Here is a 23654-nt window from a genome sequence, read left to right as displayed (position 1 = left end):
GTCCAGGGTGATCACCGGCTGCCGCGTGAGACCTCGAGGTCCCAGAGCGCGTAGAGCACGTCGACCTCGTACTCGGTGTGTCGCCAGCCGGGGTGGAGCCGGTAGCTGCGCGGGAGCAGGCCAGAACCCAGGATGGCGTCCGTCTGCTCGGCGAAGGTGTAAAGATACATCTTCACGCCGCTCAGCTCGGCGTCGGAGAGCGGGCGCGCGTGGCGCTCGTGGAGCCGGACGTTCGGCCTCCGCTCGACGATGCTCACCAGCAGGCGGCCGCCGGGGCGCATCGCGCCGGCCAGGTTCTTGAGCACGAGCGAGAGATCGTCGCAGAACTCGAGGGTGCCGAGCGCGAGGGCGACGTCGAACCGCCCCCAGGAGCGTGGGATCGGGAGGTGGTAGTCGTGCCGGTGATAGGCGCCGTGGGGCCGCTTCTTGCGCGCGATCTCGAGCATCCCCTCGGCGATGTCGAAGCCCACGACCTCGACGGACGGCGGGAGATCGCGCGTGAGGTGGCCCGGACCGCAGCCCGCGTCGAGCACGCGGGCGCCGTCGGCGACCGCCTCGCGCAGGAACGCGCGCACGGGCTTCTCGTAGTGCTGGATGTCTTTCCAGGTGGAGACGTAGTCGGGCGCGAAGTCCTCGTAGTAGTCGACGAGCCGCTCGATCCGGGTCGCTCGCTTCATGACGCCTTTCAGGTGATGTCGTCGACCGCCTGGACGGTGTCCTGGATGTCGTGCTCGTGCGTGTAGCCGAGGATGTCGCGCGCCCGCCGATCGTCGACCATGCACACGTAGCGGATGTGATCGAGCTCGGGGGCCGGGAACGAGGTCGCCCTGAACCGCCAGAGCCGCGGGATGATCGTCTGCATGACGAAGTGGGGAATCGCCGCGCGGGCCCGGCCGGTCATCTCGATGACGCGCGAGAGCGGCAGCGGGGCGGGCCCGGCGAGGTTGAAGATCCCGCGCACGCCGGGGCGGAGCGCCGCGAGGATCGCGGAGACCACGTCGTCCTGGTGAATGACCTGCACCATCGGGTCGAAGCCGAGGAGGGTCGGGATCACGTTGAGCCGGAGGTAGTTCGACGGCGCGTTCCGCACGGAGCCGAGGATGTGGACCGGCCTGAGGATGACCGTCTCGGTCTGGGGGTGCTTCCAGAAGAACGACTGCGCCAGCATGTCGACCTCGATGAGGTCGCGGATCTCGCTGAACGACGCGCCGCCGAGCAGCGGGGCGTCCTCGGTGATGAACTGCGGGTTGTCGGGGCGCGGCCCGTAGGCGTTCGCGCTCGACAGCACGATGAGCTTGGGCACGTCGTACTGCGCGACGAACTCGAGCAGCCGCTGGAACCCGGCGAGGTTCCAGCTGTGGTGCTCCATCTGGCTCACCCGCGGATCGTGCATGACCCCGAGGTGGACCACCGCGGCGAGCTGCTCCTGGCGGAAGATGTCCTGGGTCTTCTTGCGGCGGATGTCGATCTGGTGATGCTCGATGTCCTTGGGGCGCCCCTCGAAGCTGCGCCGGTCGACGCCGATCACGCGCCGCTCGCGGTGGAGGCGCCGCGCCAGGCGCCGCCCGAGGCGACCACAGATGCCGGTGATGAGGACGGACCGGAGGGACGGATCGGTGTCCGCGGCGGGACGGCGGCCTCGACCGAGCATTCGTTCGCTCATCGGAGCGACGGTCGCTTCGAGGAGGCCGATGGTCAAGCCCTTCGTGCCGGTGCAGGCCCACGCGAGTTTTGCTATCGTCCGCCGCCCATGGCCAGCAGAACGACGCTCGCCAGGCTGAGCCACTTCGTCACCCACAGCGCGCTGCCGCTGGCGCGCGTCGGGGTCGACAGCTTGCGCGGCACGATCGACGACGCGACCATCCGGCTGCTCGGTCAGGACTTCGAGGACCGTCTGCGCCGGGTCGCGCTGCCGCACGCGGCGGACGGGGTGGACCCGTTCGGGCTCGACCGGGAGTGGGCGAAGTACGCGGTCGGGGTCGCCGCGTTCTTTCATCGCTTCTATTTCCGGACCGAGGTGTTCGGCATCGAGCGCGTCCCGGCCGGCCGTGTGCTCCTCATCGCGAACCACTCGGGCCAGCTCCCGTTCGACGGCATGCTCATCGCGGCCTCGATGTTCCTGGACGCGGAGCCGCCGCGCGTGATGCGGAGCATGGTCGAGAAGTGGACGCAGACGCTGCCGTTCGTGGCGACCTTCTTCTCGCGCGTGGGCCAGGTGGTCGGCGTCCCCGAGAACGCGCGCCGGCTGCTCGACATGGGCGCGGCGATCCTGGTGTTCCCGGAGGGGACGAAGGGGATCTCGAAGGGGTTCTCCAGCCGCTATCAGCTGCTCGACTTCGGGCTCGGGTTCATGCGGCTCGCGCTCGAGACCGACACGCCGATCGTGCCCATCGCGGTCATCGGGGGCGAGGAACAGTACATCTCGCTCGGCAACCTCGAGTCGGTCTCGAAGGCGCTCGGCATGCCGACGTTCCCGATCATCCCGCAGCTCCTGCTCCCCGGCGGCCAGATGCCGCTGCCGACCCGGTACCGCATCTACTTCGGCGAGCCGATGACGTTCAACGGCGACCCCGACGACGACGACGCGGTGATCCAGGAGAAGGTGGCGCTCGTGAAGGGTCGGATCCAGTCGATGCTGAACCGCGGCCTGAAGGAGCGGAAGAGCATCTTCTGGTGATCGCGTAATCACGTGACTGCGTGACCGCGTGATCGCGTGACCGCGCGGGCGCTCAGGCGCCCGCCAGCGTGACCGCGGCGTCGGGGCCGTGAGCGAGGACGCGCGCGTGGCCGCCGAGGATGGCGGGCTCGTTGCGGTGGCCGTGGCCAATCGGCAGCCCGGCGACGACGGGGATTCCCAGCGGGAGCAGCCTGTCGCGGAGGACCTCGTCCACCGTGATGCCGTCGGGGCCTGGCGCGCACTGATCGAAGTCGCCGAGGACCACCGCCGCGGCCGGGGCGAGGTGGCCGCCGACCTCGAGCGTCGCGAGCATGCGATCGATGCGGTAGGGCCGCTCGGTGACGTCCTCGAGCAGGAGGATGGCCCCCTCCGGCACCCGGAGCCGCCCCGCGGCGGCGCAGGCGTGGAGCAGGGCCAGGTTGCCGCCGAAGAGCGGCCCCTCGGCCACCCCGGCGCGCAGCGTGGTGAGGCCGTCGAAGCGGCGCTCACCCAGCGGATCTTCGAGGGCGCGGATCAGCGCGGCGCGGGCGCGGGCGTCGCCGCGCCCGAGCGCGGTGACATGGACGCCATGGAGCGACGCCACGCCCGCGCGCGCTGCCTCGACGTGGAGGGCCGTGACGTCGGAGAAGCCGACGATCCAGCGGGGGTGCGCTGCGAGGGCGCTCCAGTCGAGCCGGTGGACGAACCGGTTCGCGCCATAGCCGCCGCGGGCCGCGAAGATGGCCCTGACGTCGGGGTGCGAGAGCGCGCGGGCGAGCTCGTCGCTGCGCCGGGCGTCGCTGCCGGCCAGGTACCCGGCTCGCGCGAACAGCCCGTGATGGGAGGGCGCCGACAGCGATGGCGGCCCGCCCCGCCGGCCGTCGCCGTCGAGCGGAGGCCCCTCGCCCGCGTCGAAGAGGACGCGGTAGCGCTGGGCGAGCCAGCCGATGCCGACCCGCGCGAGGACGTGCTCGAACGGGCTGGAAGGGGCGATCACCGCGACGGTATCGCCCGGCCGGAGCGCCGGGGGCAGGATCGGTGGGGGAGAGCTAGCGAGCACCAGGTTCGTCGTCGATCAACTCCACGTCTTCCGCGTCCGTGTCGACGTCGATCGCGTCGGAGCCGAGCAAGTGCGGCACGACAGGCGCCACGGGGGCAGCGGGCGCGACGGGCAGCGCAGGGGCCGAGAGGGGCGCCTCATCGTGCGCTCGATGGGCCTCGCCGCTGTCGACGTCGCCGAGCGTCTGCGGCCCTGCGTGAGCGTCGAACTCCGACCACTGCGCGGGAGCGGCTGGCGCATCGGAATACGCAGCCGGAGCAACGTGGAGGACCTGGGTGGCGCTATCCAGAGGGAGCCTCTGCCCCTCGCGCAGAACCACATCGACATGAGCAGCGCCGCTGCCCGCGTCCGCCGCGTCGGCGTGCGCGGCGACGCCGTAGGCCCAGACCTGCTGCTCCGGCTCGACCGGCAGCGCTTGCGAGGCGGCGGCGTCCGCAGGCTGCGCCTCGGGAGCCGAGAGCGCCTCCGCCGCCGGATACGCCTCCGCCGCCGGATACGCCTCCGCCGCCGGATACGCCTCCGCCGCGGGGTACGCCTCCGCCGCCGGATACGCCTCCGCCGCCGGATACGCCTCCGCCGCCGGATACGCCTCCGCCGCCGGATACGCCTCCGCCGCCGGATACGCCTCCGCCGCGGGGTACGCCTCCGCAACCGGCTGCGCCTCCGCAACCGGCTGCGCCTCGACGCCCTCGTGCGTCTCGGAGCCCGCGTAGCCGTTGCTCACCGCCGCCACCGCGCCGGCCTCGAGGCCGAGCGTCTCTAGCGCCGGAGCCCGGGGCGCGAGCGGCGGCTCGGTCAGCGGCGGGCCCGGCGCGCGCGTCGGCAGCGAAGGAGGCGGCGGGGTGCGCTTGAGCTTGCCGGTCTTGGCCCGCTCGAGGCCCGCGGTCGCGTCCGGATCGCCCGCCTTCATGCGGAGGACGCGGCGCCAGGCGTCCGCCGCCTCGCGCGCTTCGCCGAGCTCCTCCTCCCAGAGGCGCGCCACCTTGCGCGCGAGCTCCGCCCGCTGCGCCGGATCGCGGCCGCGGAGGATCTGGTCCTCGTACAGCTGGATCATGCCGCGGTGATCGCCGAGCTCCAGCAGGAGACCCGACAGGTCGTTCATCACGTCCTGATCCGAGGGCGACAGGTCGTGAAGCTTCTTCAGGTCCGCCGCGGCGCCCTGCCGGTCGCCGAGCACGTCGCGCCGCAGCCTGGCGCGACGCTGCAGGAGCTTGCGCACGAGCGGGCCGTCAAAGACCTCGTCCAGCGCGCGGTCCAGCGTCGCGCCGACGCGGGGCAGGTCGCCCACCTCGCGCCCGAGGGCCTCGAGCGCGTCGAGCGAAGCGTCGTCGACCTGCGTGAGCACGGCGCCGCCCAGCCAGCCGAAGGCGCGGTCGACGTCGCCGAGATCCTGGTAGGCGATCGTTGCCGCGCGCCGCAGGAGCGCCGTCCGGGTGCGGCCGCCGTCGCGCGAGCCCTGGCCGCCGGCCGCGAGCGCCTCGGCGAGGACCGTGCGCAGCGCCGTCGACCGCGACCGCTCGTCGTCGTCCCGCGCCACCTGCTCGAGCGTGGCGATCGTCTCCTCCTGGACGCCGCCGCCGAGGGCCAGCTCGAAGAAGCTCCTCGCCCGGTCGATGGCGCCGCGCTCGCAGGCGATCTGGGCGGCGCGGACGAGCGCCGCGAGGCGATCGGCCGGCGTGCGGCACCGGCCGACCTGGCGCTCGAAGAGATCGATGATGAGGCCCGGGGCCTCGGCCAGCGCCGCGAGCCGCTGGAGCAGCGGCTCGACCTCGGCGGTCGGCACGCTCGCGAGCGCGCCCTCGCCGTGGTGGATCGACTCCAGCGGATCGGCGCCCACGGAGACCCGGACCTCGGCCTGCCGCACGAGCTCGGCCGCCCGGGCCGTGCCCGCGAGATCCCTCGCGAGGAGCTCGTGCGCGGCGGTGAGGGCCTCGCGATCCTGGAGCTCCACCGCGATCGCCTCGAGCTTCTCCGCGAGGCCGGCGTCGGCGGTGCGGGAGCGCGCGAGCTCCATCGCCACGCGCGCGGCGTCCTTCTGGCGACCGACCTCCACGAAGCGCTCGAAGGCCCCGCGCAGGGCGACCTCGCGCCCCGCGCGCGCGATCGACTCGTTCCAGGCGACCAGCTTGGTCGCGACGATCCCCTTCCACCCGTTCCGATCGCCGAGCGCGACGTACGCATCTCGGCACGGCTCGTCGCCCTGATCGGCGAGCCGCTCCAGGAGCGCCAGCGCCTCGTCGCTCTTGCCCAGCTGCTGGTCGAGGATCTCGGCGAGGCGCCGGGTCATCTGCGACGCCTCGTCGTCGTCGCCCTCCACCTCGATCAGGATCGCCATCAGGCGCGCGACCTTCGGCCAGTCGTTCAGCCGCTCGGCGAGCCGCAGGAGCCGGGCGACCGCGTCGAGGTCGTCCGGCTCGACGGCGTGGACGATCTCGAGCGCCCTGACGGCGCCGCGCGGATCGTCGAGCGGGCCCTCGTACAGCGCCGCGAGGCGCTGCGCGATGTCGACCTGGTCGTGGCCGTACACGAGCACGAGCTCACGCTCGAGCGCGCCCGCGACCCCCCTCGGGTTGCCGCGCCGCTCCTCCAGATCGGCGATCCCCTGCAGCGCGATCCGGTTCTGCGGATCGAGCGTCGCCACGACCGCCTCGTAGCGCGCGATCGCGGCCTCGAGGTCGCCGGGGCCCTCCGCGAGCATGCGCGCCTCGCGCAGGGCGAGCGAGATCTTGCCGGGCTCGCTGTCCGTCAGATCGCCGAGCTTGCGGAGGAGCTCCGCGCCCTGCTGGTGATCGCCGCGCTCGCCCGCGTCCTGGGCCAGCCGCTCGATGGCCTCGGCGTCATCGCCGTCGGCGAGCAGGAGCGTGAGCGTCGCGCGCTCCCCGTCGCGATCGCCGAGCTCGCGCTGCAGGGCCGCCGCGGCCCGCCGCGCCGCGACGCGCTCCGCCCTGTCGCCGAGCACCTCGGCCCGGCTCAGGAGGAACCGCACGAGCTCGGGCCACCGATGGGCGCGCCGGTAGAGATCCTCGATCGCGGGGGCGGCGTCGGTCGCCGGATCGATCTCGACGGCGCGCTCGACGCGGTCGAGCGCGCCATCGACGTCCCCGGCGCTGAAGAGCAGCTCGGCGGCCTGGACGAGGAGCGCAGGGCGCGCCTTGCGGTCCGCGAGCAGCGCGCGCTCGCAGAGCGCCCTCGCCGCCTCGGCGAGCCGCCCCGCCGCGATGTAGGCCTTCTGCGCGAGCTCCCACAGCCTCGGTTGGCGCAGCAGCTCGGCGGCCTGGCCGTAGGCGTCGCCCGCGGCGCCCGGCTCATCGAGCCGCATCCGGAGCTCGCCGAGCTTCTGAAGGAGCGGCCCGTGGTTCAGCTTCCCCTGGAACCAGGAGGTCGCGTCGGCGAGGACCCGCGCCGCGAGATCGAAGCGCTCGCCGCGCTCGAAGAGCTTGACGGCGGACAGGAGCGCCGCGCCGTCGTCCGGCGCGAGTCCCGCGATCCGCACCCACGCCTCCGCGGCCGCGATGGGGTCGCGGCGCTTTTGCTCATGGAGCGCGACGAGCGCCATCTCGATCTCGACCCGCTGCGCGACGTCGGGCGTCGCCGCGGCGTCGTGCTCGAGCAGCGCGGCGAGATCGTCCCACCGCGAGCTCCGCTCGAGCAGCCGCCTCAGCTCGGCCTGCGCCTGCGCGTCGCCGGGATCGAGCTCGGAGAGCAGCTTCCAGGCCTGGACCGCCGAGTCGACGTCGCGCAGCTGCGCTTCGCACAGCTCGGCGACGTCGCGCAGCTGCGCCTTCCTGCGCTCGATGGGCGCCTCGGGGACGCGCGCCGCCGCGAGCAGGACGTCCCGCAGCTCGACGAACATCCGCTTCTGGCGCAGCTGCTCCTCGACCTGCGCGAGCACGTCCGGGTTGGCCGGCTCGCCCTTGAGCACCTCGCGGAGCTTGGCGAGCGTCAGCGGCTTGCGAAGCTCCTCCGGCTCCTCCCTCGGCGGCTGCGGCGCCTCCGAGGGGGCCGAGCCGCCGAAGGCGAGAGGCGCCGGCGCGGCGCCGGCCAGGCCGTACGCCCCCGCCGAGGCCGGCGCCTCGGCGTCCGCAGGCGAAGCCAGCGTTTCCGGCGCCGGCAACCCCGGCGCGGGAGCGAACGAAGACGCCGGCGCGAACGCGGCCACCCCCGGCTCGACCAGGCCAGCGGCGGCCGGCGACGAGAGGACGCCCGAGGGGGGCACGGACGCGTGCGCATGGACGGCTCCCGCGCTGGGCGGCACCGACGACCGGTGCGCAGGCGCGGCAGCCACGCCCAGGGGCGGCGGCGGCACCGACGGCAGCCGCGGGGGGGGCGGCACGGACGCCCGCTTGCGCGCCTCGGGGGCCATGAACCCGTTCGGGTTGACCTGGAGATAGGCGAGGTAGCGCGGGCGGAGCTCCCCGATGCGGCCCAGCTGCTTCCCGTAATGGTCGGCGAGCTGCATCGCGCGATCGTGCCCCGGCGCCGCGCGGAGGGCGTAGACCGAGTACGAGTAGCCGTACTCCCCGTCGTACGTCTCCGCGAGCGCCACGAAGAGCTCCGCGGCCTCGTCGCGCTCTGGCTGCGGCACCGGCTCGCCCGCCTCGATGCGGTCGACGATGGCGACGCCGAGCGCCTGGATGAGCCCCATGTCGTGCGGCACGAACGCGCGCGCGTTCCGCAGCGCCACGGTGGAGCCCGCGAGATCGCCGGCGCGGCGCCGGATGTCGGCCTCGTCGCGCAGCAGGGCGAGCCGCCGATCCGGGTCGTCGACGAGCGCCTGCTCCATCGCGAAATACGGGATCGCCTCGGCGTACTGCTGCTGAGCCTTCAGCATCTCGCGGGCGGCGTAGATGGCGTAGACGTTGTGCGGATCGAGCTCCGCCAGGCGGCGCCAGTTCTCGAGGGCGCGCTCCGGCCGCGAGAGCGGCGGCTCGCTCCACAGCCGGCCGAGCTCCTCGTGCAGGGTCGAGACCTGCGCGCGCACCTCGGGCCGCTCGAAGAGCAGCGGCGTGAGCGCCTTGACCAGCCGCTCCAGGAGCGCGACGAGCGCCTTCTGATCGCCCTTGTCGCGGTAGAGCTGCGCCAGCCGCTCCGCCGCGGTCCGCTGCGTCGGATCCTTGTCGATGGCGATCATGAGCGTCCGCGCGGCGTGGTGCGCGTCGCCGATGGTGGTCGACCACACGTTCGCGGCCTCGCTCAGCCAGTGCGCCGCGTACGACGGATCTGCGGTGGAGCTGCCGACGCGCTCGAGCAGCATGGCGTACGAGCGTGGGTCCTGCTCCCCGGCTCGGTGAGCATACGCCAGGGCTTCCCCGTCATGCGGATTCGTGACGAGCCGCTGAACGAGCGTTTCCATCTCCCGGGGATCCATCGGTGCGCGGCGAAGTTACACGTTAGCCTCCGGCTCGTACAGCGACTCTCGGCGCCATTCGCGATCGGACGCCGCTGTCTCTCGCGCGACGGGACTCCATGGAAGCGCGGGCCTTCGGGGGCCCACGTCGGCCTTGCGCAGCGGTGCCGCGCGCGTGCCGTCATCAGTCGAATTTCACATATGGCTTGCGCGGCTGCGCTGGCTTTCGCCTCGGTGTCGACGCCGAGGGTACGCCCGCGGGCGCGGGCGCCGCGCTGGCGACCCCCGCGGTCGGCGCGCCGGACGGCGGCGGCGGCGCGGTCGGCGCACCGGACGGCGGCGGCGCCACCGGCGCGCTCGGCGTGGCGGGCGCCGGCGCGGTCGGCGGCGCGGTCGGCGCGGCGGCGGGCGGCGGGTCGGCGCGCGAGATCGCGCTCGCGAGTGCCCTCGCTTCCAGCGCTACCCCTTTCTGAAGGCTGTGCGCGCTGCCGTCCGCAGGCCGGCGGAGCTCGCGCACGGCGAGCGCCATCACGATCAGGGACAGGGCGCCGGCGCCGACGGCCACGCGCGAGGTGCGCCTCCGCGGCGCGGGACGCAGCGAGCTCGGCGCCTGCGCGGCGCCTTCGCCGTCGCCCACGACCGCGAGCAGCTCGCTCGTGGCGCCGGCCTCGGCGGGCTGAGCCGGGCCGAGGCGCTCGCGGTCGAGGCTCGGCCTGGCCTCGCCCATCGCGCGATCGAGCTCGGCGATGAACTCCTGGGCGCTCCGCGGCCGAGCCTCGGGCCGCTTGGCCAGGGCGCGCTGCAGGAGCTGCGAGAGCGACGGCGGGATCCTGGCGTCCGGCGCGGCCTCGCTCGCCGGCACGGGCGACGACTTGATGTGCCTCGCCATCACGACGACCGCATCGTCGTCGATGAACGGCGGCCTCCCGACCAGCATCTGATAGAGCAGGACGCCGAGCGAGTAGAGGTCGCTCCGCGCGTCGAGCGGCCTGCCCTGCGCCTGTTCCGGCGACATGTACCGCGGCGTCCCGAAGACGGTGCCTGCCTGCGTCTCGAGGGCGTCGACCGGCCGCTCCGTCCCGGTCATCACCTTCGCGATGCCGAAATCGAGCACCTTGCAGATCTCCTCGTGCTCGCCCGCGGGGGGCCTCGCCAGGAACAGGTTGTCCGGCTTGAGGTCCCTGTGGATGATCCCCTTGTCGTGCGCCTCGGCCAGCGACAGGAGCGCGTGCCGCGCGAAGCGGGCGGCGTCGCCCACGCGCAGCCGCCGCAGGCGCTTGAGCCGCTGACCGAGCGACTCGCCCTCGAGCAGCTCCATCGCGAGGTAGAGGGAGCCGCTGCTCGCCGTCGTCCCCTCCACGGGTGCGCTCTGCTCTGCGGAGCGACCGCGGCCGAAGGCCGCGTCCGTCGCGTCGTCCACGATCTCGCCGAAATCGAACACGGTGACCGTGTGCGGCGACCGGAGGAGGCTCATCGCGCGCGCTTCGCGGGTGAAGCGCGCCTTCGCCTGCGCGTCGAAGGCCCTGTCCGACCGCAATATCTTGATGGCCACGTCGCGGCCCATCGCCTCCTGGCGCGCGCGGTACACCGTGCCCATCGAGCCGGCGCCGAGCTTGCCCACGATCACGAACCGATCCGCGATCGTGATCCCCAGGAACGGATCTCCGTCGGCCTCCCCGAGCACCTCGCGGCTCACGAGGGCCAGCCCGTCGCGGGGGCAACGAGGTAGCCTCGCGCTCTGGCCGCCCTGGGAACCGCGCTCGCCGGCGGGAGACGGAAGCTGGCTGGACGAGCTCCTCCCCTCCAGCGCGACGGCCCCGAGGTGGTGACAGCGCGGGCAAATCAGCGCCATGGCCCCGCTGGGCTCGCCGGGCGACCCGGGGGCGCTGGCTGGGAACTGGCCGTCAGCTTGCACGAACTACCACCGCGATGGGGGGATCGTCCGTTACTTGGGCTCGCATCGCAAGGCCCACGACTCGCCTGTCGCTCGCGGGTGGCAGCCGAAGAACGCGGCGTCGCCGCAGGACGCATCGCTGCAGCAGACGTCGCTACAGAATGGCTGCGTTTGTTCAGGATCCTTGATGCACATACCACTCCGACAGTCCTCGGACGTGGAGCACGGAACGCCGATGGCCGCGAGGCTGTCCCCGGACAGCAGCGTGATGCACGCACGGACGGTCGAGCGTTCGTTGATCGCGAGCTCAGCACAGCCGACGCGCTGCCTCACCTCGCCGGGCGCGTCCGGGCACATCTCCGAGCCACAGCACGGGATGGTGCAGCGGCCGCTCCGGCCGCTCCCTTCCGGCTTGGCGCAGAGCCCGGACGCGCAGTCCTCGTCCCGATCGCACGGGTCGAAGTAGCCTCCATCACCCAAGGCGGCGGCCTGGCACGCCCAGGCCGGACCGGACGAGACGAGGCCCGTCGTGAGCCGGCACGCCGCGCCGTTCGCGGCGCAGCTGGTGTCGGAGCAGCAAGCGTCGACGCAGGCGCCGTCGTTGCAGATGCCCGATCGGCAGTCGCCGGGCGCGGCGCATCGCGCGCCGGAGAGCCCCGTGCCCACGTCGGGCCGGCCGACCTCCCGGCCGATGCGACAGAGGCCGCTCCCTCCGCCGTCGGGGATCCAGCAGACCGCATCCCGGACAGGATCGCAGTCGCTCGAGCTGCAGCAGGCGCGCGCGCAGACGCGCGGCCCCTCGACGTCGAACAGCGCGGGATCGAGGCAGAAATCGAGCGCTCCGCAGTCCTCGTGCCGCGCGCAGCGCGCGCCCAGCGCGCGCCCCAGCTGCTGTTCGGCGCAGGCGCCGTCCCTGCAGACGGCGCCCTCGGGGCACGCCGGCGGCCCGAGCGCGCCCTCGTCCGTGCAGCGCACCGGGCCCAGCGTGCCGTCGACGAGGACCTCGCACCCGGCGCCGAGCGACACGAGCGCGGCGAGCCCGCGGAGCAGCCTGCGCCGCGCGGCGCTGGGGCGCATCAGAACTGCACCCGGAGCCGGGCTCCCTCGGCGCCCAGCGACAGGCGGATCCCCTGCGCCCCCGCACCGGCGCCGCGCGGGAGACGGCGAGCCTGCCCCGGCGTCAGCGCGCGCGAGCCGGCGGCCGAGGCCGCGCGAGCGGCTGGGCTCGCCGCGGGGGCCCCGGGAGACAGGTACAGGTAGAGCGCCGCTGCCCCGGAGAGCCCGGCGACCAGGAAGGCGATATCCGCGGCGACGGCGCACCGGTGGGCGGCGCTCGCGTCGGCCTGCAGGTCGGCGATGGAGACGCCGGCCCCGGTGCGCTCGCCGGCGCCGGGATCCCGCGCCACGGCGAGCGCGGCGAAGACGCCGCCGACCACGAGCGACCCCGCGGCGATGCCCCCGCTGACGCCGAGCCAGGTCGCGCGCGGCATCGCGCTGCCGACGGCCACGGGATGGCGCGGCAAGCGCGGCAAATACGGCAGCGCCGTGGAGACCGAGGCGGCCTTCGCGGGCGCGGACGGCGGCGGCTTCGCGCCGGAGAGCTCTCGCTTCGCGCCCTCGAGCCGCTTGAGGACCGCGTGCACCTCCTCACGCGCCTTCGGGAGCGCCTCCATGTCGAGGTAGCGGCGGTAGTAGCGCTCGGCCTCGTCGATCTCGCCCAGCCGCTCGTGGATCATCGCCAGGTTGTAGATGAGCTCTTTGCCCTCGGGATCCAGCGCCACGGCGGCCTCCAGCTTCGCGATGGCCGCGCGGTACTCGCCGTGCTGGTAGCGCCGCTGCGCCTCGTCGTGCAGCGCGGTCGCTCGCTCGATGCGGAGCCGCTTCTCCTCCTCGTCCCGCGAGAGCGGCGGCGGGGCGGGAGGGCTCGGCCCGCCGCCCTGCGGCGGCTGCGTCGGCGGGGAGGCGGGCGCGACAACAGGCGCGCGGAGCGGCTCCGGCGGGAGCGCCTGTGCCGCCAGCGCCGGCGGCGCGCCGTGGGCGACCGCCGCGGCGGCCGCGACCGCGGACGCGAAGCACACGACGATGCGCCCGGCCTCGGGGCCGATCCAGCGAGGCAAGCGCGCTGTGGGGCTCGTCACGGCCGCCCACCATAGCGTAACTTCCGCGCGGATAACGGCGTCTTGAGGCGGGCGGGGTGAAAGCCGCCGCCGCGGCGATCACCTGAGCTTGCAGCTGTACTCGCCGGCGAACACGAGCGCCCGCTCGCACCTGACGTCCACGACGCGCTTCGCCGTGGTGAACTCGAAGGTCTGGCCGAACGGCGTCCGTTCCAGCCGCGTCATCTGCGCTCTGCACCCCTCGCTCGCGCGGCGCGGCCCCGGCGCGCTCGCGGCGCCGTCCTCGCCGCACGCGACGAGCGCCGCCCTCCGTTCGACGTCGGCGTTGTCGGAGACGACGTTGTAGACAGCCGAGACGCTGAAAGCGACGCAGAGGGCGAAGAGGACGAGCTGGCCGAAGCGCTTCACAGCCGGAGCTTACCCCGTCCGGCGCGCGAGGGGCTCGTCGCCGCGCGCGACCCGGCTCAGAGCCGCATGCCCGAGCCGGGCAGCGGGTTCCACGGCTGCCGGCGGGTGGTGTACTGGCCCCGCACGAACGCCCCCAGCACGGGCGCGATGTTGCGCGCGATGTCGTCGTCCCACTCGCCGCCGTTGATCCCGTCCTGCGGGGAAAGATCCGGCGAGAGCAGGAAGAAGCCCGGATAGAGCCGCCGCGGCACCTTGATCTGATCGAGATCTTCCTTGAAGAGATCGATGTCCACGCGCACGAGCCGCACGCTCCGGAGGGCCGTCTGCATCAGCGGATCGCCGAGCGCGCGGTCGACCCCGCGGCACGGCTCGCAGGGATCGCTCGTCGTCATCACGAGGACCTTCTCGCCCTGGGCGTATGCCTCCGCGCGCTGCTTGGCGAGCTCCTCGCTGAGCACGGACACGTCGACGCCGATATCGACGATGGAGACCCCGCCGATGCGCCGGTGGGTCGTGTGCTGAGGGACGCTGCCGCTCGGCTGCACCGCCGGAGGAGGCGCCTCCGGCAGCGGCATCGACGGCGACGCCGTGCTCGCCGGCTCCGGCGAGGCCTCCCCCTCCGGGAGGGCAGAGGCCGTCTCTGCGCCGCGATGGGTGCTCCACATCCACACGCCGAAGCCGATCGCAGAGCTCCAGCAGAGGGTGAGCAGGACGCCGAGCGCGAGCCCGACGCTGGCGAGCGCATACCCCCTGCGCACGGCCGGGGCCTGCTCGATCTCGCGACGAGCCGCCCAGCCGAAGGCGATCGCGGCGATCGCCCCGAGGGGCCCGAACAGCGCCGCGACGAGCGAGCTCACGGCCAGCGTGGAGAGCTGCCGTCGCTCCGGCGGGGGCGGCGGCGTGAGGTAGGGATCCTCGATGATCAGCCGCGTCGTCTGCGCGCGGCTCAGCTGCGCTGCAGCCGGCGCGAGCGCGACGCGCCCGCGGGCCGCGACCGGGTCGCAGGGCGGCGCTCCAGGCGGCTCGCTTTCGCAGGGCAGGGCGCCTGTCTGCACGTCCCTGAGCGCAGCAGGCGGCTCGTTCGCATCGCGGTTCGGCGGTGGCTGAGTCGGGCCGAATGCGTGGCTCACGCTCTTCATCCTAGCGCCGGAGGCCGCGCTACGCCCGCCGCACGGGCCCTCTCGTCGCGTGAGCGCTCAGGGGATGCAGGTGCGCTCGAGCACACGCAAGACTGCGCGCTTCGTGCTCACACCGGTGCTCATGGGCTCCGTCCATGCGACGCCCACCCGCTCACCGGCGAGCGCGACGCTGGGAGAATCCTTTACGGGAAACACCCCATCCGACACCCGGATCCCTCGAGCAGAGGGCGCGCCGTCGGCGGCCAGCTTCACGAGGAGGGCTTGCCCCTCCACCTTGCCATCGTGGCCGACCCAGGCCACGAGGGCCCCGTCGCCGCTCGGCGCGAGCGCGCGCCACTTGCCCTTGCCAACGACCCAGGGCGCCCCGCGCGGCCGCGCCTCGGCGTCCAGCGCGCGGGCGATCAAGGTGGCTCCCTCGCTCCAGACCAGCAGCGCGCCGGCGTTGCCCGTGGCCACAAGGCCGAGCCGCTGATCCCTGTCCGGCGTCTCCTGAGCGGCGCCTGCCGGTCGGTCGCCGCCCTGTCGCGTCGCGACGACGTGGGCATTCCCTTCCCTGCCCGCGGCGTCGAACCGCGAGGCCCGGATGCTCCCGTCCTCCTCGTCCTGCCAGGCGACGAGGTAGCCACCGGACGCGTCGGCGGCGACCGTCGGCCAGCGCGGCTTCTTGGCGCTTCGCGTGACCCCGACCGCCTTGAGCTGCGGCTGCGCAGGATCCACCGGCGCGAACTGGAACACCCCCAGGCGCTGGCGGTCCGGCCCGAAGGGCGCCGCTGCGACCAGGGCGCCACCTGGAGCGGGCGCGAGGGCCACATGGTCGCTGACCTCCCTCCCGATCGCGCCGACGCGCTGGATCTGCACCGGCGGGTTCGTCTCCCAGCGGGGCCGCGCGTACGCGAGCCCCTCCGCGTCGAACCACGCGACCGCCCATTCGTCGCCCGAGGAGAAGATCCGGAGCCCTGCGTCTCGCGTGCTCGAGATCGCCCTCGCGCGAGCGACCTGCCGGGCCTCGCTATCGAAGCCGGCGAACGCGATCTGCGCGTCCCCTCCCTTGAGGTCCACGAGCCATACGGCCCCGAACGAGCCGTCGGCGCGCCCGGCGATCCCCATCCCCTCGCGCAGGATGTAGGTCGCGATATCACCCGACTTCGCCTTGCACCCTTCCAGGGAGCCGATGGGCACGAACTCCTGGACGCCGGCCCCGCGCGGCTGCTCGGGCTCGGCCGGCGCAGTGGCCACGGCGGGCTCGGTCGGGGCGCTCGACGCAGCCGCGGCTGCGAGGAGCGCCTCCGAGGCGCTGGGAGCAGGGGCAGCGCTCGCGGCTCCTCCCGCCGAGGGGGAGGAGCGGCGATCACAGGAGCTGCTGGAGGCGGCGAGCAGGGACAGAGCCACGACGTTGGCAAGAGTCGTGACTAAAGAAGCAGGATAAGAAGAGCGCTTGGTGCGAAGCAGAGGACTTGAACCTCCACGGGAGTTACCCCACTGGAACCTGAATCCAGCGCGTCTGCCAATTCCGCCAGCTTCGCGAGCGGGACGGCATCACTACCTCACCCCCTCGCGTTCCGTCAAGCGCTCTGTCACGCCCCGAGCGTTTTTCTTCCGCCTGCGGTTCCGTCCGTTGTGTCTGTTGCGTCTGTTGCGTCTGTTGCGTCTGTTGTGTTCGCTATGCCCGGCTCTTCCCAGCTGACCCTGGCGCGGTCTCCTTGCCGCGTTGTGGTGGGTACTTCCCCCCCTGCCGGAACGATGGAGCCGCCAAGGCGCCATAAGACGCCAAGATTTTGTATTTTTTCTTGGCGTCCTTGGCGCCCTTGGCGGTTCAAAAGGCTCCACCTTCGGCCAAAGCACCCCAGGACCGCCGCGTTGGTTCCCCCGCCGACGCCGCACCGGTGCACAGCGAGGAGCGCCTGTGCTAGGGGAGCGCGCTCCCATGGCGGCCATCGGCTCACCTCCTCCCCTCCTTCTCTTCGTCGGCGTGCGCGCCGTCGACCCGACCCAACAGCTCGACGACGTGATCGACGTCGTCGTGGAAGACGGCGTCATCACCCGGGCGGGACGCGGCGCAGCGACCGACGAGCTGCGCCGCGCCGACCGGGCCGAGATCATCCAGGGCGACGGGCTCCTGCTCCTCCCCGCGTTCGTCGATCTCCACGCCCACCTCCGCGAGCCCGGGCAGGAGTACAAGGAAGACATCGCGTCCGGGCTGGCCGCCGCGGCGGCCGGCGGCTTCGCCCACGTGTGCGCGATGCCGAACACGCGGCCGGTCAACGACACCCGCTCCATCACCGAGGCCATGATCGCGCGAGCCCGCGCGATCGGGGGGCCCGCGCTCCACCCCATCGGCGCGATCACGATGGGCCAGAAGGGCACGGACCTCACCGAGATGGCTGATCTCAAGGACGCCGGCGCCGTGGCGGTCTCCGACGACGGCCGCTGCGTGACGTCGAGCTCCGTCATGCGCCGCGCGCTCGAGTACGCGAAGACCTTCGATCTCACGATCATCCAGCACGCCGAGGACCACGCGCTCACCGACGGGGCGCAGATGCACGAGGGGGCGATCTCGACGCGGCTCGGCCTCCGGGGCTGGCCGCGCGTGGCGGAGGACATCATCGTCGCGCGCGACGTGCTGCTCGCCGAGGCCACCGGCGCGCGCTACCACGTCGCGCACATCTCGTCGCTCGGGGCGGTCCGCATCCTCCGCGAGGCGAAGGCCCGGGGCATCGCCGTGACCGCCGAGGTGACGCCGCACCACCTGACGCTCACCGACGCCGCCGTGCTCGGCTACGACACGGCGTGCAAGGTCAACCCGCCCCTGCGCGAGCAGGCGGACGTCGACGCGCTCCGCGAGGCGCTCGCGGACGGCACCATCGACGCCGTCGCGACCGACCACGCGCCCCACTCCACGCTCGAGAAGGACTGCGAGTTCGCCGAAGCGTCGCCCGGCCTCATCGGCCTCGAGCTCGTCGTCCCGGTCCTGCTCGACCTCGTCCGGCAGGGTGCCCTCCCCCTCGGGCGGCTCGTCGACGCCCTCACCCGCGCCCCCGCCCGCATCGCGCGGCTCGAGGCGCCCACGATCAAGGCCGGCGCCCGCGCCGAGCTCTGCCTCGTCGATCCGAACCTGAGCTTCGTGCTCGACCCGGCGCGCCTCCGCTCGAAGAGCAAGAACACGCCGTTCCTCGGCCGGCAGCTCACGGGCCGCGTCAAGATGACGCTCGCCTCGGGGCGGGTCGTCTTCGTCGACGGTGAAGGAGCGGCGACATGAGCTCGCGCAAGGTCCATTTCGTCAGCCTCGGGTGCCCCAAGAACCGCGTCGACTCCGAGGTGATGCTCGGCGTCGCCCGCGCGGCCGGCTACGCGCACGTCGATGACGCCGCCGAGGCCGAGGTGATCGTCGTCAACACATGCGGCTTCATCGGCGACGCGAAGAAGGAGTCGATCGACGCCATCTTCGAGATGGCGCAGCACAAGGAGCGCGGCAGCTGCAAGCGCCTGGTCGTGGCCGGCTGCCTGTCGCAGCGCCACCCCGAGGAGCTCGCCCGCGAGATGCCCGAGGTCGACCACTTCCTCGGGTCGAGCGACATGCTCAAGCTCGGCCGGGTGCTCGCGGGCGACGCGGAGCGGATGCTCGTCGGTAACCCCGCCGAGTGGCTGATCCAGGCCGGCGATCCGCGCACCCTCTCGACCCCCGGCGGCAGCGCTTACGTCAAGATCGCCGAGGGCTGCAACCGCACGTGCTCGTTCTGCGTGATCCCGGACCTGCGCGGCGCGCAGCGCTCCCGGCCCATCCCGGACGTGGTGCGCGAGGTGGAGCAGCTCGCGGCGGCGGGCGTCCGCGAGATCAACCTCATCTCGCAGGACACGATCGCCTACGGCCGCGACGCGGCGGGCCGCGCCGAGGACGGCGCGCGCGCGACGCTCGCGCAGCTCGTCGAGCGGGTCGCCGACGTGCCCGGCGTGCGCTGGGTGCGGCTGTTCTACCTGTACCCCGAGACGATGACCGATGACCTCGTCGAGCTGCTCGCCGGCCACCCGCGGGTCGTGCCCTACGTCGACATGCCGCTCCAGCACGCCGCCGACGCGATGCTGCGGCGGATGCGGCGCGGCCACGGCGGAGATCGCCTCCGCCGGGTCGTCTCCACGCTGCGCGAGCGCGTCCCCGACCTCACGTTCCGCACCGCGTTCATCGTCGGCCACCCCGGCGAGACCGACGCCGAGTTCGAGGAGCTCTGCGACTTCGTGCGCTGGGCCGAGTTCGAGCGCGTCGGCGTCTTCCGCTACTCCGACGAGGAGGCGAGCCGCAGCTACGAGCTCGAGGGCAAGGTCCCCGCCCGCACGGCCGCGAGCCGCTACCGCCGCCTCATGACGCTGCAGCGCCGCATCTCGCACAAGAAGAGCGCCGCCATGATCGGCCGCGAGCTCGAGGTGCTCGTCGAGGGGACGAGCGACGAGCACGAGTACGTGCTCATGGGCCGCCACGCCGGTCAGGCGCCCGAGATCGACGGACAGGTCTACCTCTCCGGCGGCGAGGTCCGCCCCGGCGAGATGTGCCGCGTCCGGATCACGCAGGCGAGCGACTACGATCTCGTCGGCGAGCTGCTCGACGACGAGGAGAGCGGGCGCGGCGCCGGGCTCCCCCCGGCCGCGGATCTCGGCGCCGTCACGGCGAAGCGACGCGTCGCCCTGCGCGTGCTGCAAACCGATGGACGCGAGCGCCAACAGAATTGACGGTCGAGCGATCGGGTCGCGGCGCGATCGCTGAAAATCCCGCTGCATCTGCGCGCTCCGCGGCGGAGGGGCGCGGCACACGGTGTGCTATGACGCCGTGCCGTGCCGATCCTCCGCCGCGCTGCGCTTCACCTCGCCGTCGCCCTCGCGATCTCGCTGCTCGCCGGTGCGGCGTGCCTGAGCCCGACGCTGCCGCTCCCCCCGCCCGAGCCAGCCGACACGATGCGGCCCGCCGCGGATCGCGAGGGGGTGTGGCAGATCTCGGGCAACTGCAGCCCTGGCGCGCGCGTCAGCCTCTTCAACCAGCGGACGCAGCGGGGCGTGATCGAGGAGGACACCGACAGGAACGGCCGTTACTTCCTCGAGATCGAGGCCCAGCTCTGCGACCCCCTGCTCGTATGGCAGGAGCTGGAGGGCAACGGAGGCGAGGAGAGCGAGGCGCAATCGTTTGTCGTCGAGGAGCGCACACCGCTCGGCGTCGTGAACGACGCCTGCCCCTGAGTGCGCGACGAAGCCTCATGCGCCGAAGCGGGATGGTGACGACGCGGTGACATGACGACGCGGCGCGCCGCGCCCGATGGCCGCCATCGACGCGTGAGCGGAGCATCGTGATACGGTGTTGGCGTGATGGCGTCGATCCCGCCGAGCATCCCGCAGAGCGCCACCCGGGTGCTGGTCGTCGATGACGAGCCGGGCCTCCGCCAGGTGCTCCACATTGCCTTCCACCGTCAGGGCTACGAGGTCGTCGTCGCGCCCGGAGCGCGCGCCGCCATCGAGGCCATCCGGCAGAACCCGCAGCCGTTCCCGCTCGTCCTCACCGACCTCGTGATGCCCGACGGCTCGGGGATCGAGGTGCTCGCGGCCGCGAAGGCGCGGAGCAGCGCGACCGAGGTGATCGTGATGACCGCGCACTCCACGGTGGAGAGCGCGCTCGACGCGATGCGCCACGGCGCGTACGACTTCGTGACCAAGCCGTTCTCGCCGGCGGAGCTCACCGCGCTCGCCGCGAAGGCGCTCGAGAAGAGCTCGATCGTCGCGGAGAACCAGCGCCTGCGCGCGCAGCTCGAGCGGCTCGATCTCCCGTCGCGCGAGCCGCTCGGCACGAGCGCCGCGATGCAGCGGATCTCCGAGCTGATCGCCAAGATCGCGCCGACGCGCACCACCGTGCTGCTCACGGGCGAGAGCGGGACCGGCAAGGAGCGGGTCGCCCGCGCGATCCACGACCAGAGCGATCGCGCGTCCAGGCCGTTCCTCGTCGTCAACTGCGGGGCGCTCCCGGAGGCGCTCATGGAGAGCGAGCTGTTCGGCCACGAGAAGGGCTCGTTCACGGGCGCCGGCGCGCGATCGATGGGCCTGTTCCGGGAGGCGGACGGCGGGACGCTGCTCCTCGACGAGATCGGGGAGCTGCCGGCCGCGCTTCAGGTGAAGCTCCTCCGCGTGCTCCAGGAGCGGAAGGTCCGCCCGATCGGCGCCACCGCGGAGATCTCGGTGGACGTCCGGGTCCTGGCCGCGACCAACCGCGACGTGGAGGCCGAGGTCCGCCAGGGCCGGTTCCGGCAGGATCTCTACTATCGGCTGAACGTCATCCGCGTCGAGCTACCGCCGCTCCGCGAGCGCCCCGGGGACATCTCGCGGCTCGCCGAGCGCTTCCTCCGCCGCTTCGCCGCCGAGCTCGGCAAGGACGTCCGCGGCCTGACGACGGACGCAGTGCGCGCGCTCGACGCCTACGGCTTCCCCGGCAACGTACGGGAGCTCGAGAACATGATGGAGCGCGCGGTGGCGCTCGCCGGGGGGCCCACGATCGGCCTCGGCGACCTCCCGACCGCCGTCGCCGGCCTCAGCGCGAGCCCGGCGCCGCTGCTCGCGCAGCTCCCCCCCGAGGGGTGCGCGCTCGACGAGGTGATCGGCGAGGTCGAGCGCCGGCTCATCCTCCAGGCGCTCGAGCGCACCGGCGGCGTCCGCAAGGCGGCCGCGAAGCTGCTCGGCGTCTCGTTCCGGTCGCTGCGCTACCGCCTCGCCAAGCACGCCCTTGCCGCCGATGGGGAGGGAGACGACGACCCGGAGGGAGGATCCCGACGAGAATCGTCACCGCCGGGCGCCCTGGAGTGACGGTTTTCGTCACCGCCGCAAAAGAACACAACCCCACACCTCAGGCCCCTACCCTCCTGACCTCAAGGAAAACCGAGGCAACTCATGAGCTTCTCGCGCAACTCGAAGACGACGCCGCGCCGCGCGCTCCTTGGCACGTCACCTGCTGGAGCGTCAGGGCGCATGCGGAGCAGGCGGCGACAGCGAAGCGCAGCGAGGCGAGCGTTCACGCTCGTCGAGCTCCTCGTCGTCGTCGCGATGGTGGGTGTCCTCGCGGCGATCGCCCTCGTGGGCTACCGCAGGTACATGAACGCGGCGGGCATCGCCGAGCCGAAGGCGGTCATTCAGGGCATCCGCGGCGCGCAGGAGGCCTACAAGGCCGAGATGCTCGTGTACCTGAATGTCTCTGGCACGCTCAACGACTGGTATCCATCGGCAACGCTCGGCGCTCACAAGACCGCGTGGAGCAACCCGAGCCACGGCGATTTCGCGAACTGGCAGATGCTCAACGTGACGACGGACGGCGCGGTCCGGTTCGGGTACGCGACGGTGGCGGGCGTGACCGGCGGGCTCGATCAGACCACCGGCACAACGTACACGTGGGCAGGTTTGCCGATGTCGCCGCTGCTGGATCCGCAGTTTGCGCCAAACGGGCCCTGGTATGTCGTCCAGGCGGCCGGCGATCGCGATGAGGATGGGACGTTGGCCTTGCTCCTGACGGCATCCACGATGTCAGGGATCTACTGGGAGAACGAAACGGAGTGACGGAGTAGAGGAGCGTTCGCCCCGGCGCGGCGCGGAGAGCGCCTGTCCGTGGGAGAGGTTTTCGCGCTGCGGGCCGGCCGAGCCCGCACCAGGCGACATCATGGTCAGTCTCGGCAAAGCATCCAATTAAAGAAAGCATCACGGAGGATCGACACTCATGCGTGCAATCAAGCGATATGACAGGAGAGGCTTCACGCTCGTCGAGCTCATGATCGTCGTCGCCATCATCGGCGTCCTCGCCGCGCTGGCGATCTACGGCGTCCGCCGGTACCTCGCGAGCGCGAAGACCTCGGAGGCCAAGAACTCCATCGGCGCGATCGCCCGCGGCGCCGCCGCCGCGTACGAGCGCGAGACCGCCGCCTCCGAGATCTTGACGGGCGGCACCTCGACGGCCGCGAACCACGCGCTCTGCGACACGGCGACCGCTCCGGTTCCGGCGGCTGTCCCAGCGGGCACGAAGTACCAGCCGAGCTCGGCGGCGACGGACGACTTCAACGCGGGCACCTCGACCCAGGGTTGGCCGTGCCTCAAGTTCGCGATGACCCAGCCGATCTACTACCAGTACCACTACACCAGGGGTGGTCGCACCGGTGTGAGCACGACGTCGCCCGACCCGACGGCCAACGGCGCCACGGACTCGTTCGAGGCGGGCGCCGCGGGCGACCTCGACGGTGACGCCACGCTCAGCGCGTTCGCGCGCGGCGGCAGCGTCTTCAACGGGGAGCTGGTCCTGGCCACGCAGGTGTTCATCGAGAACGAGTACGAGTGACCCTCTCCGGGCTGTCCGGCTCATCGGAGCCGGACAGCCCCGGTCCACCAGCGTCGTCTGCGAACAGAAGGGGCGTGTCATGTCGAGCACGACAGCGGTCCGCGGACGGGGCTTCACACTCATTGAGGTCATGATCGTGATCGCGATCGTCAGCGTGCTCGCCGCCCTGGCGATCGTCGGCGTGCGCAGCTACCTCGCCACCGCAAAGACGGCGGAAGCGAAGCAGATCGTCGGCGCCATCACCCGCACCGCGATCGCCCAGTACGAGCGCGAGCGCGACGTCTCGCAGATCCTGGCAGCCACGGGCGTCGTCTCGGCAAACACGCACCTCCTCTGCACCTCGGCGACGCCGGTCCCGCTCACCTTCACCGCCGTCGAGGGGACGAAGTACCAGCCGAGCAACACGCCCGGCGTCGACTTCAACTCGGGCTCGACGCTCGAGGGCTGGCAGTGCCTCGGCTTCTCGATCAGCCAGCCCATCTACTTCCAGTACTCGTACCAGGTCGGCGGGAGCTACGTCAGCCAGGGCCTGTCTGGCGCGCCCCTCCCCACAGGGGACGGGTTCGAGGTGGGCGCAGTCGGCGACCTGAGGGCCGACGGGCAGAGGTGCACGATCACCCGCATCGGCGAGGTGCGCGACGGCGAGATCGCGACAAGCACCACGATCTACACGAACATCGACTCCGACTGAA

General features: G+C 72.7%; 18 protein-coding genes and 1 tRNA gene. 8 read left to right on the top strand and 11 right to left on the bottom strand.

Translation table 11 applies throughout. The features are described from left to right. Nucleotides 1-11: 11 nt before the first annotated feature. Nucleotides 12-677 carry a class I SAM-dependent DNA methyltransferase gene (locus ACSRUE_RS26860; protein ID WP_441286074.1) on the bottom strand — a complete coding sequence of 222 codons (666 nt, stop codon included), beginning with the start codon at nucleotides 675-677 and terminating at the stop codon, nucleotides 12-14. A gap of 8 nt (nucleotides 678-685) precedes the next feature. After that, a complete protein-coding gene (locus ACSRUE_RS26855) occupies nucleotides 686-1651 on the bottom strand; it encodes an NAD-dependent epimerase/dehydratase family protein (RefSeq protein WP_437769824.1) in 966 nt (321 codons plus the stop codon). A gap of 99 nt (nucleotides 1652-1750) precedes the next feature. Between ACSRUE_RS26855 and ACSRUE_RS26850 the strand changes: the two genes are divergently transcribed. Then, the gene (locus ACSRUE_RS26850) at nucleotides 1751-2677 is read left to right on the top strand and encodes a lysophospholipid acyltransferase family protein (protein WP_441286073.1); all 927 of its coding nucleotides are present in this window, start codon (nucleotides 1751-1753) and stop codon (nucleotides 2675-2677) included. A 52-nt stretch (nucleotides 2678-2729) separates the two neighbouring features. On the opposite strand, the gene ACSRUE_RS26845 is transcribed toward ACSRUE_RS26850, so the two are convergent. The 9 genes from ACSRUE_RS26845 to ACSRUE_RS26805 all read right to left on the bottom strand — a co-directional run bounded on the left by ACSRUE_RS26845 (nucleotide 2730) and on the right by ACSRUE_RS26805 (nucleotide 16144). Continuing rightward, nucleotides 2730-3716 carry a S66 peptidase family protein gene (locus tag ACSRUE_RS26845; RefSeq protein WP_441286072.1) on the bottom strand — a complete coding sequence of 329 codons (987 nt, stop codon included), beginning with the start codon at nucleotides 3714-3716 and terminating at the stop codon, nucleotides 2730-2732. Then, nucleotides 3706-9069, bottom strand: coding sequence for a hypothetical protein (locus tag ACSRUE_RS26840; RefSeq protein ID WP_441286071.1), 5364 nt, complete (start codon nucleotides 9067-9069; stop codon nucleotides 3706-3708). Before ACSRUE_RS26840 ends, ACSRUE_RS26845 begins: the two co-directional genes overlap by 11 nt. Before the next feature lie 178 nt (nucleotides 9070-9247). After that, the gene (locus ACSRUE_RS26835; protein ID WP_441286070.1) at nucleotides 9248-10759 is read right to left on the bottom strand and encodes a protein kinase domain-containing protein; all 1512 of its coding nucleotides are present in this window, start codon (nucleotides 10757-10759) and stop codon (nucleotides 9248-9250) included. Between the two features lie 249 nt (nucleotides 10760-11008). Next, on the bottom strand, nucleotides 11009-12034 hold the full coding sequence (locus tag ACSRUE_RS26830; RefSeq protein ID WP_441286069.1) for a hypothetical protein: 1026 nt from the start codon (nucleotides 12032-12034) through the stop codon (nucleotides 11009-11011). Then, complete coding sequence (locus tag ACSRUE_RS26825; RefSeq protein WP_441286068.1) at nucleotides 12034-13095, bottom strand: tetratricopeptide repeat protein; 1062 nt, start codon at nucleotides 13093-13095, stop codon at nucleotides 12034-12036. Before ACSRUE_RS26825 ends, ACSRUE_RS26830 begins: the two co-directional genes overlap by 1 nt. Nucleotides 13096-13173: 78 nt before the next feature. Next, the gene (locus tag ACSRUE_RS26820; protein ID WP_437767033.1) at nucleotides 13174-13482 is read right to left on the bottom strand and encodes a hypothetical protein; all 309 of its coding nucleotides are present in this window, start codon (nucleotides 13480-13482) and stop codon (nucleotides 13174-13176) included. A 56-nt stretch (nucleotides 13483-13538) separates the two neighbouring features. Beyond that, the gene (locus tag ACSRUE_RS26815) at nucleotides 13539-14612 is read right to left on the bottom strand and encodes a DUF4190 domain-containing protein (RefSeq protein WP_441286067.1); all 1074 of its coding nucleotides are present in this window, start codon (nucleotides 14610-14612) and stop codon (nucleotides 13539-13541) included. A gap of 66 nt (nucleotides 14613-14678) precedes the next feature. Then, the gene (locus ACSRUE_RS26810; RefSeq protein ID WP_441286066.1) at nucleotides 14679-15857 is read right to left on the bottom strand and encodes a hypothetical protein; all 1179 of its coding nucleotides are present in this window, start codon (nucleotides 15855-15857) and stop codon (nucleotides 14679-14681) included. A gap of 200 nt (nucleotides 15858-16057) precedes the next feature. After that, nucleotides 16058-16144: transfer RNA gene (locus ACSRUE_RS26805), tRNA-Leu, on the bottom strand. Nucleotides 16145-16545: 401 nt separating this feature from the next. On the opposite strand from ACSRUE_RS26805, the gene ACSRUE_RS26800 reads away from it, so the two are divergent. The 7 genes from ACSRUE_RS26800 (at nucleotide 16546) to ACSRUE_RS26770 (ending at nucleotide 23653) form a co-directional block, all read left to right on the top strand. Beyond that, nucleotides 16546-17877: a dihydroorotase gene (locus ACSRUE_RS26800; protein WP_437767030.1), complete on the top strand. Its 1332-nt coding sequence runs from the start codon at nucleotides 16546-16548 to the stop codon at nucleotides 17875-17877. Continuing rightward, nucleotides 17874-19340: a 30S ribosomal protein S12 methylthiotransferase RimO gene (gene rimO / locus ACSRUE_RS26795; protein WP_437767029.1), complete on the top strand. Its 1467-nt coding sequence runs from the start codon at nucleotides 17874-17876 to the stop codon at nucleotides 19338-19340. Before ACSRUE_RS26800 ends, rimO begins: the two co-directional genes overlap by 4 nt. A 102-nt stretch (nucleotides 19341-19442) precedes the next feature. Beyond that, nucleotides 19443-19841 (top strand): hypothetical protein, encoded by a 399-nt coding sequence (locus tag ACSRUE_RS26790; RefSeq protein WP_441286065.1) that lies wholly within the window; start codon nucleotides 19443-19445, stop codon nucleotides 19839-19841. A gap of 126 nt (nucleotides 19842-19967) precedes the next feature. Then, nucleotides 19968-21449, top strand: coding sequence for a sigma-54-dependent transcriptional regulator (locus tag ACSRUE_RS26785; protein ID WP_441293134.1), 1482 nt, complete (start codon nucleotides 19968-19970; stop codon nucleotides 21447-21449). Between the two features lie 84 nt (nucleotides 21450-21533). Continuing rightward, nucleotides 21534-22193: a type IV pilin protein gene (locus ACSRUE_RS26780; RefSeq protein ID WP_441286064.1), complete on the top strand. Its 660-nt coding sequence runs from the start codon at nucleotides 21534-21536 to the stop codon at nucleotides 22191-22193. Nucleotides 22194-22350: 157 nt separating this feature from the next. Then, entirely contained in the window at nucleotides 22351-22962 is a 612-nt protein-coding gene (locus ACSRUE_RS26775) for a type IV pilin protein (protein WP_441286063.1), read from the top strand. Between the two features lie 79 nt (nucleotides 22963-23041). Then, nucleotides 23042-23653, top strand: coding sequence for a type IV pilin protein (locus ACSRUE_RS26770; RefSeq protein ID WP_441286062.1), 612 nt, complete (start codon nucleotides 23042-23044; stop codon nucleotides 23651-23653). The last annotated feature ends 1 nt before the right edge of the window (nucleotide 23654 follow it).

The organism is Sorangium sp. KYC3313 (assembly GCF_052075895.1).
GTDB lineage: Bacteria > Myxococcota_A > Polyangia > Polyangiales > Polyangiaceae > Sorangium > Sorangium cellulosum_B.
The sequence above is the reverse complement of the archived record's forward strand: the minus strand, read 5'-3'. Positions and strand labels throughout refer to the sequence as shown.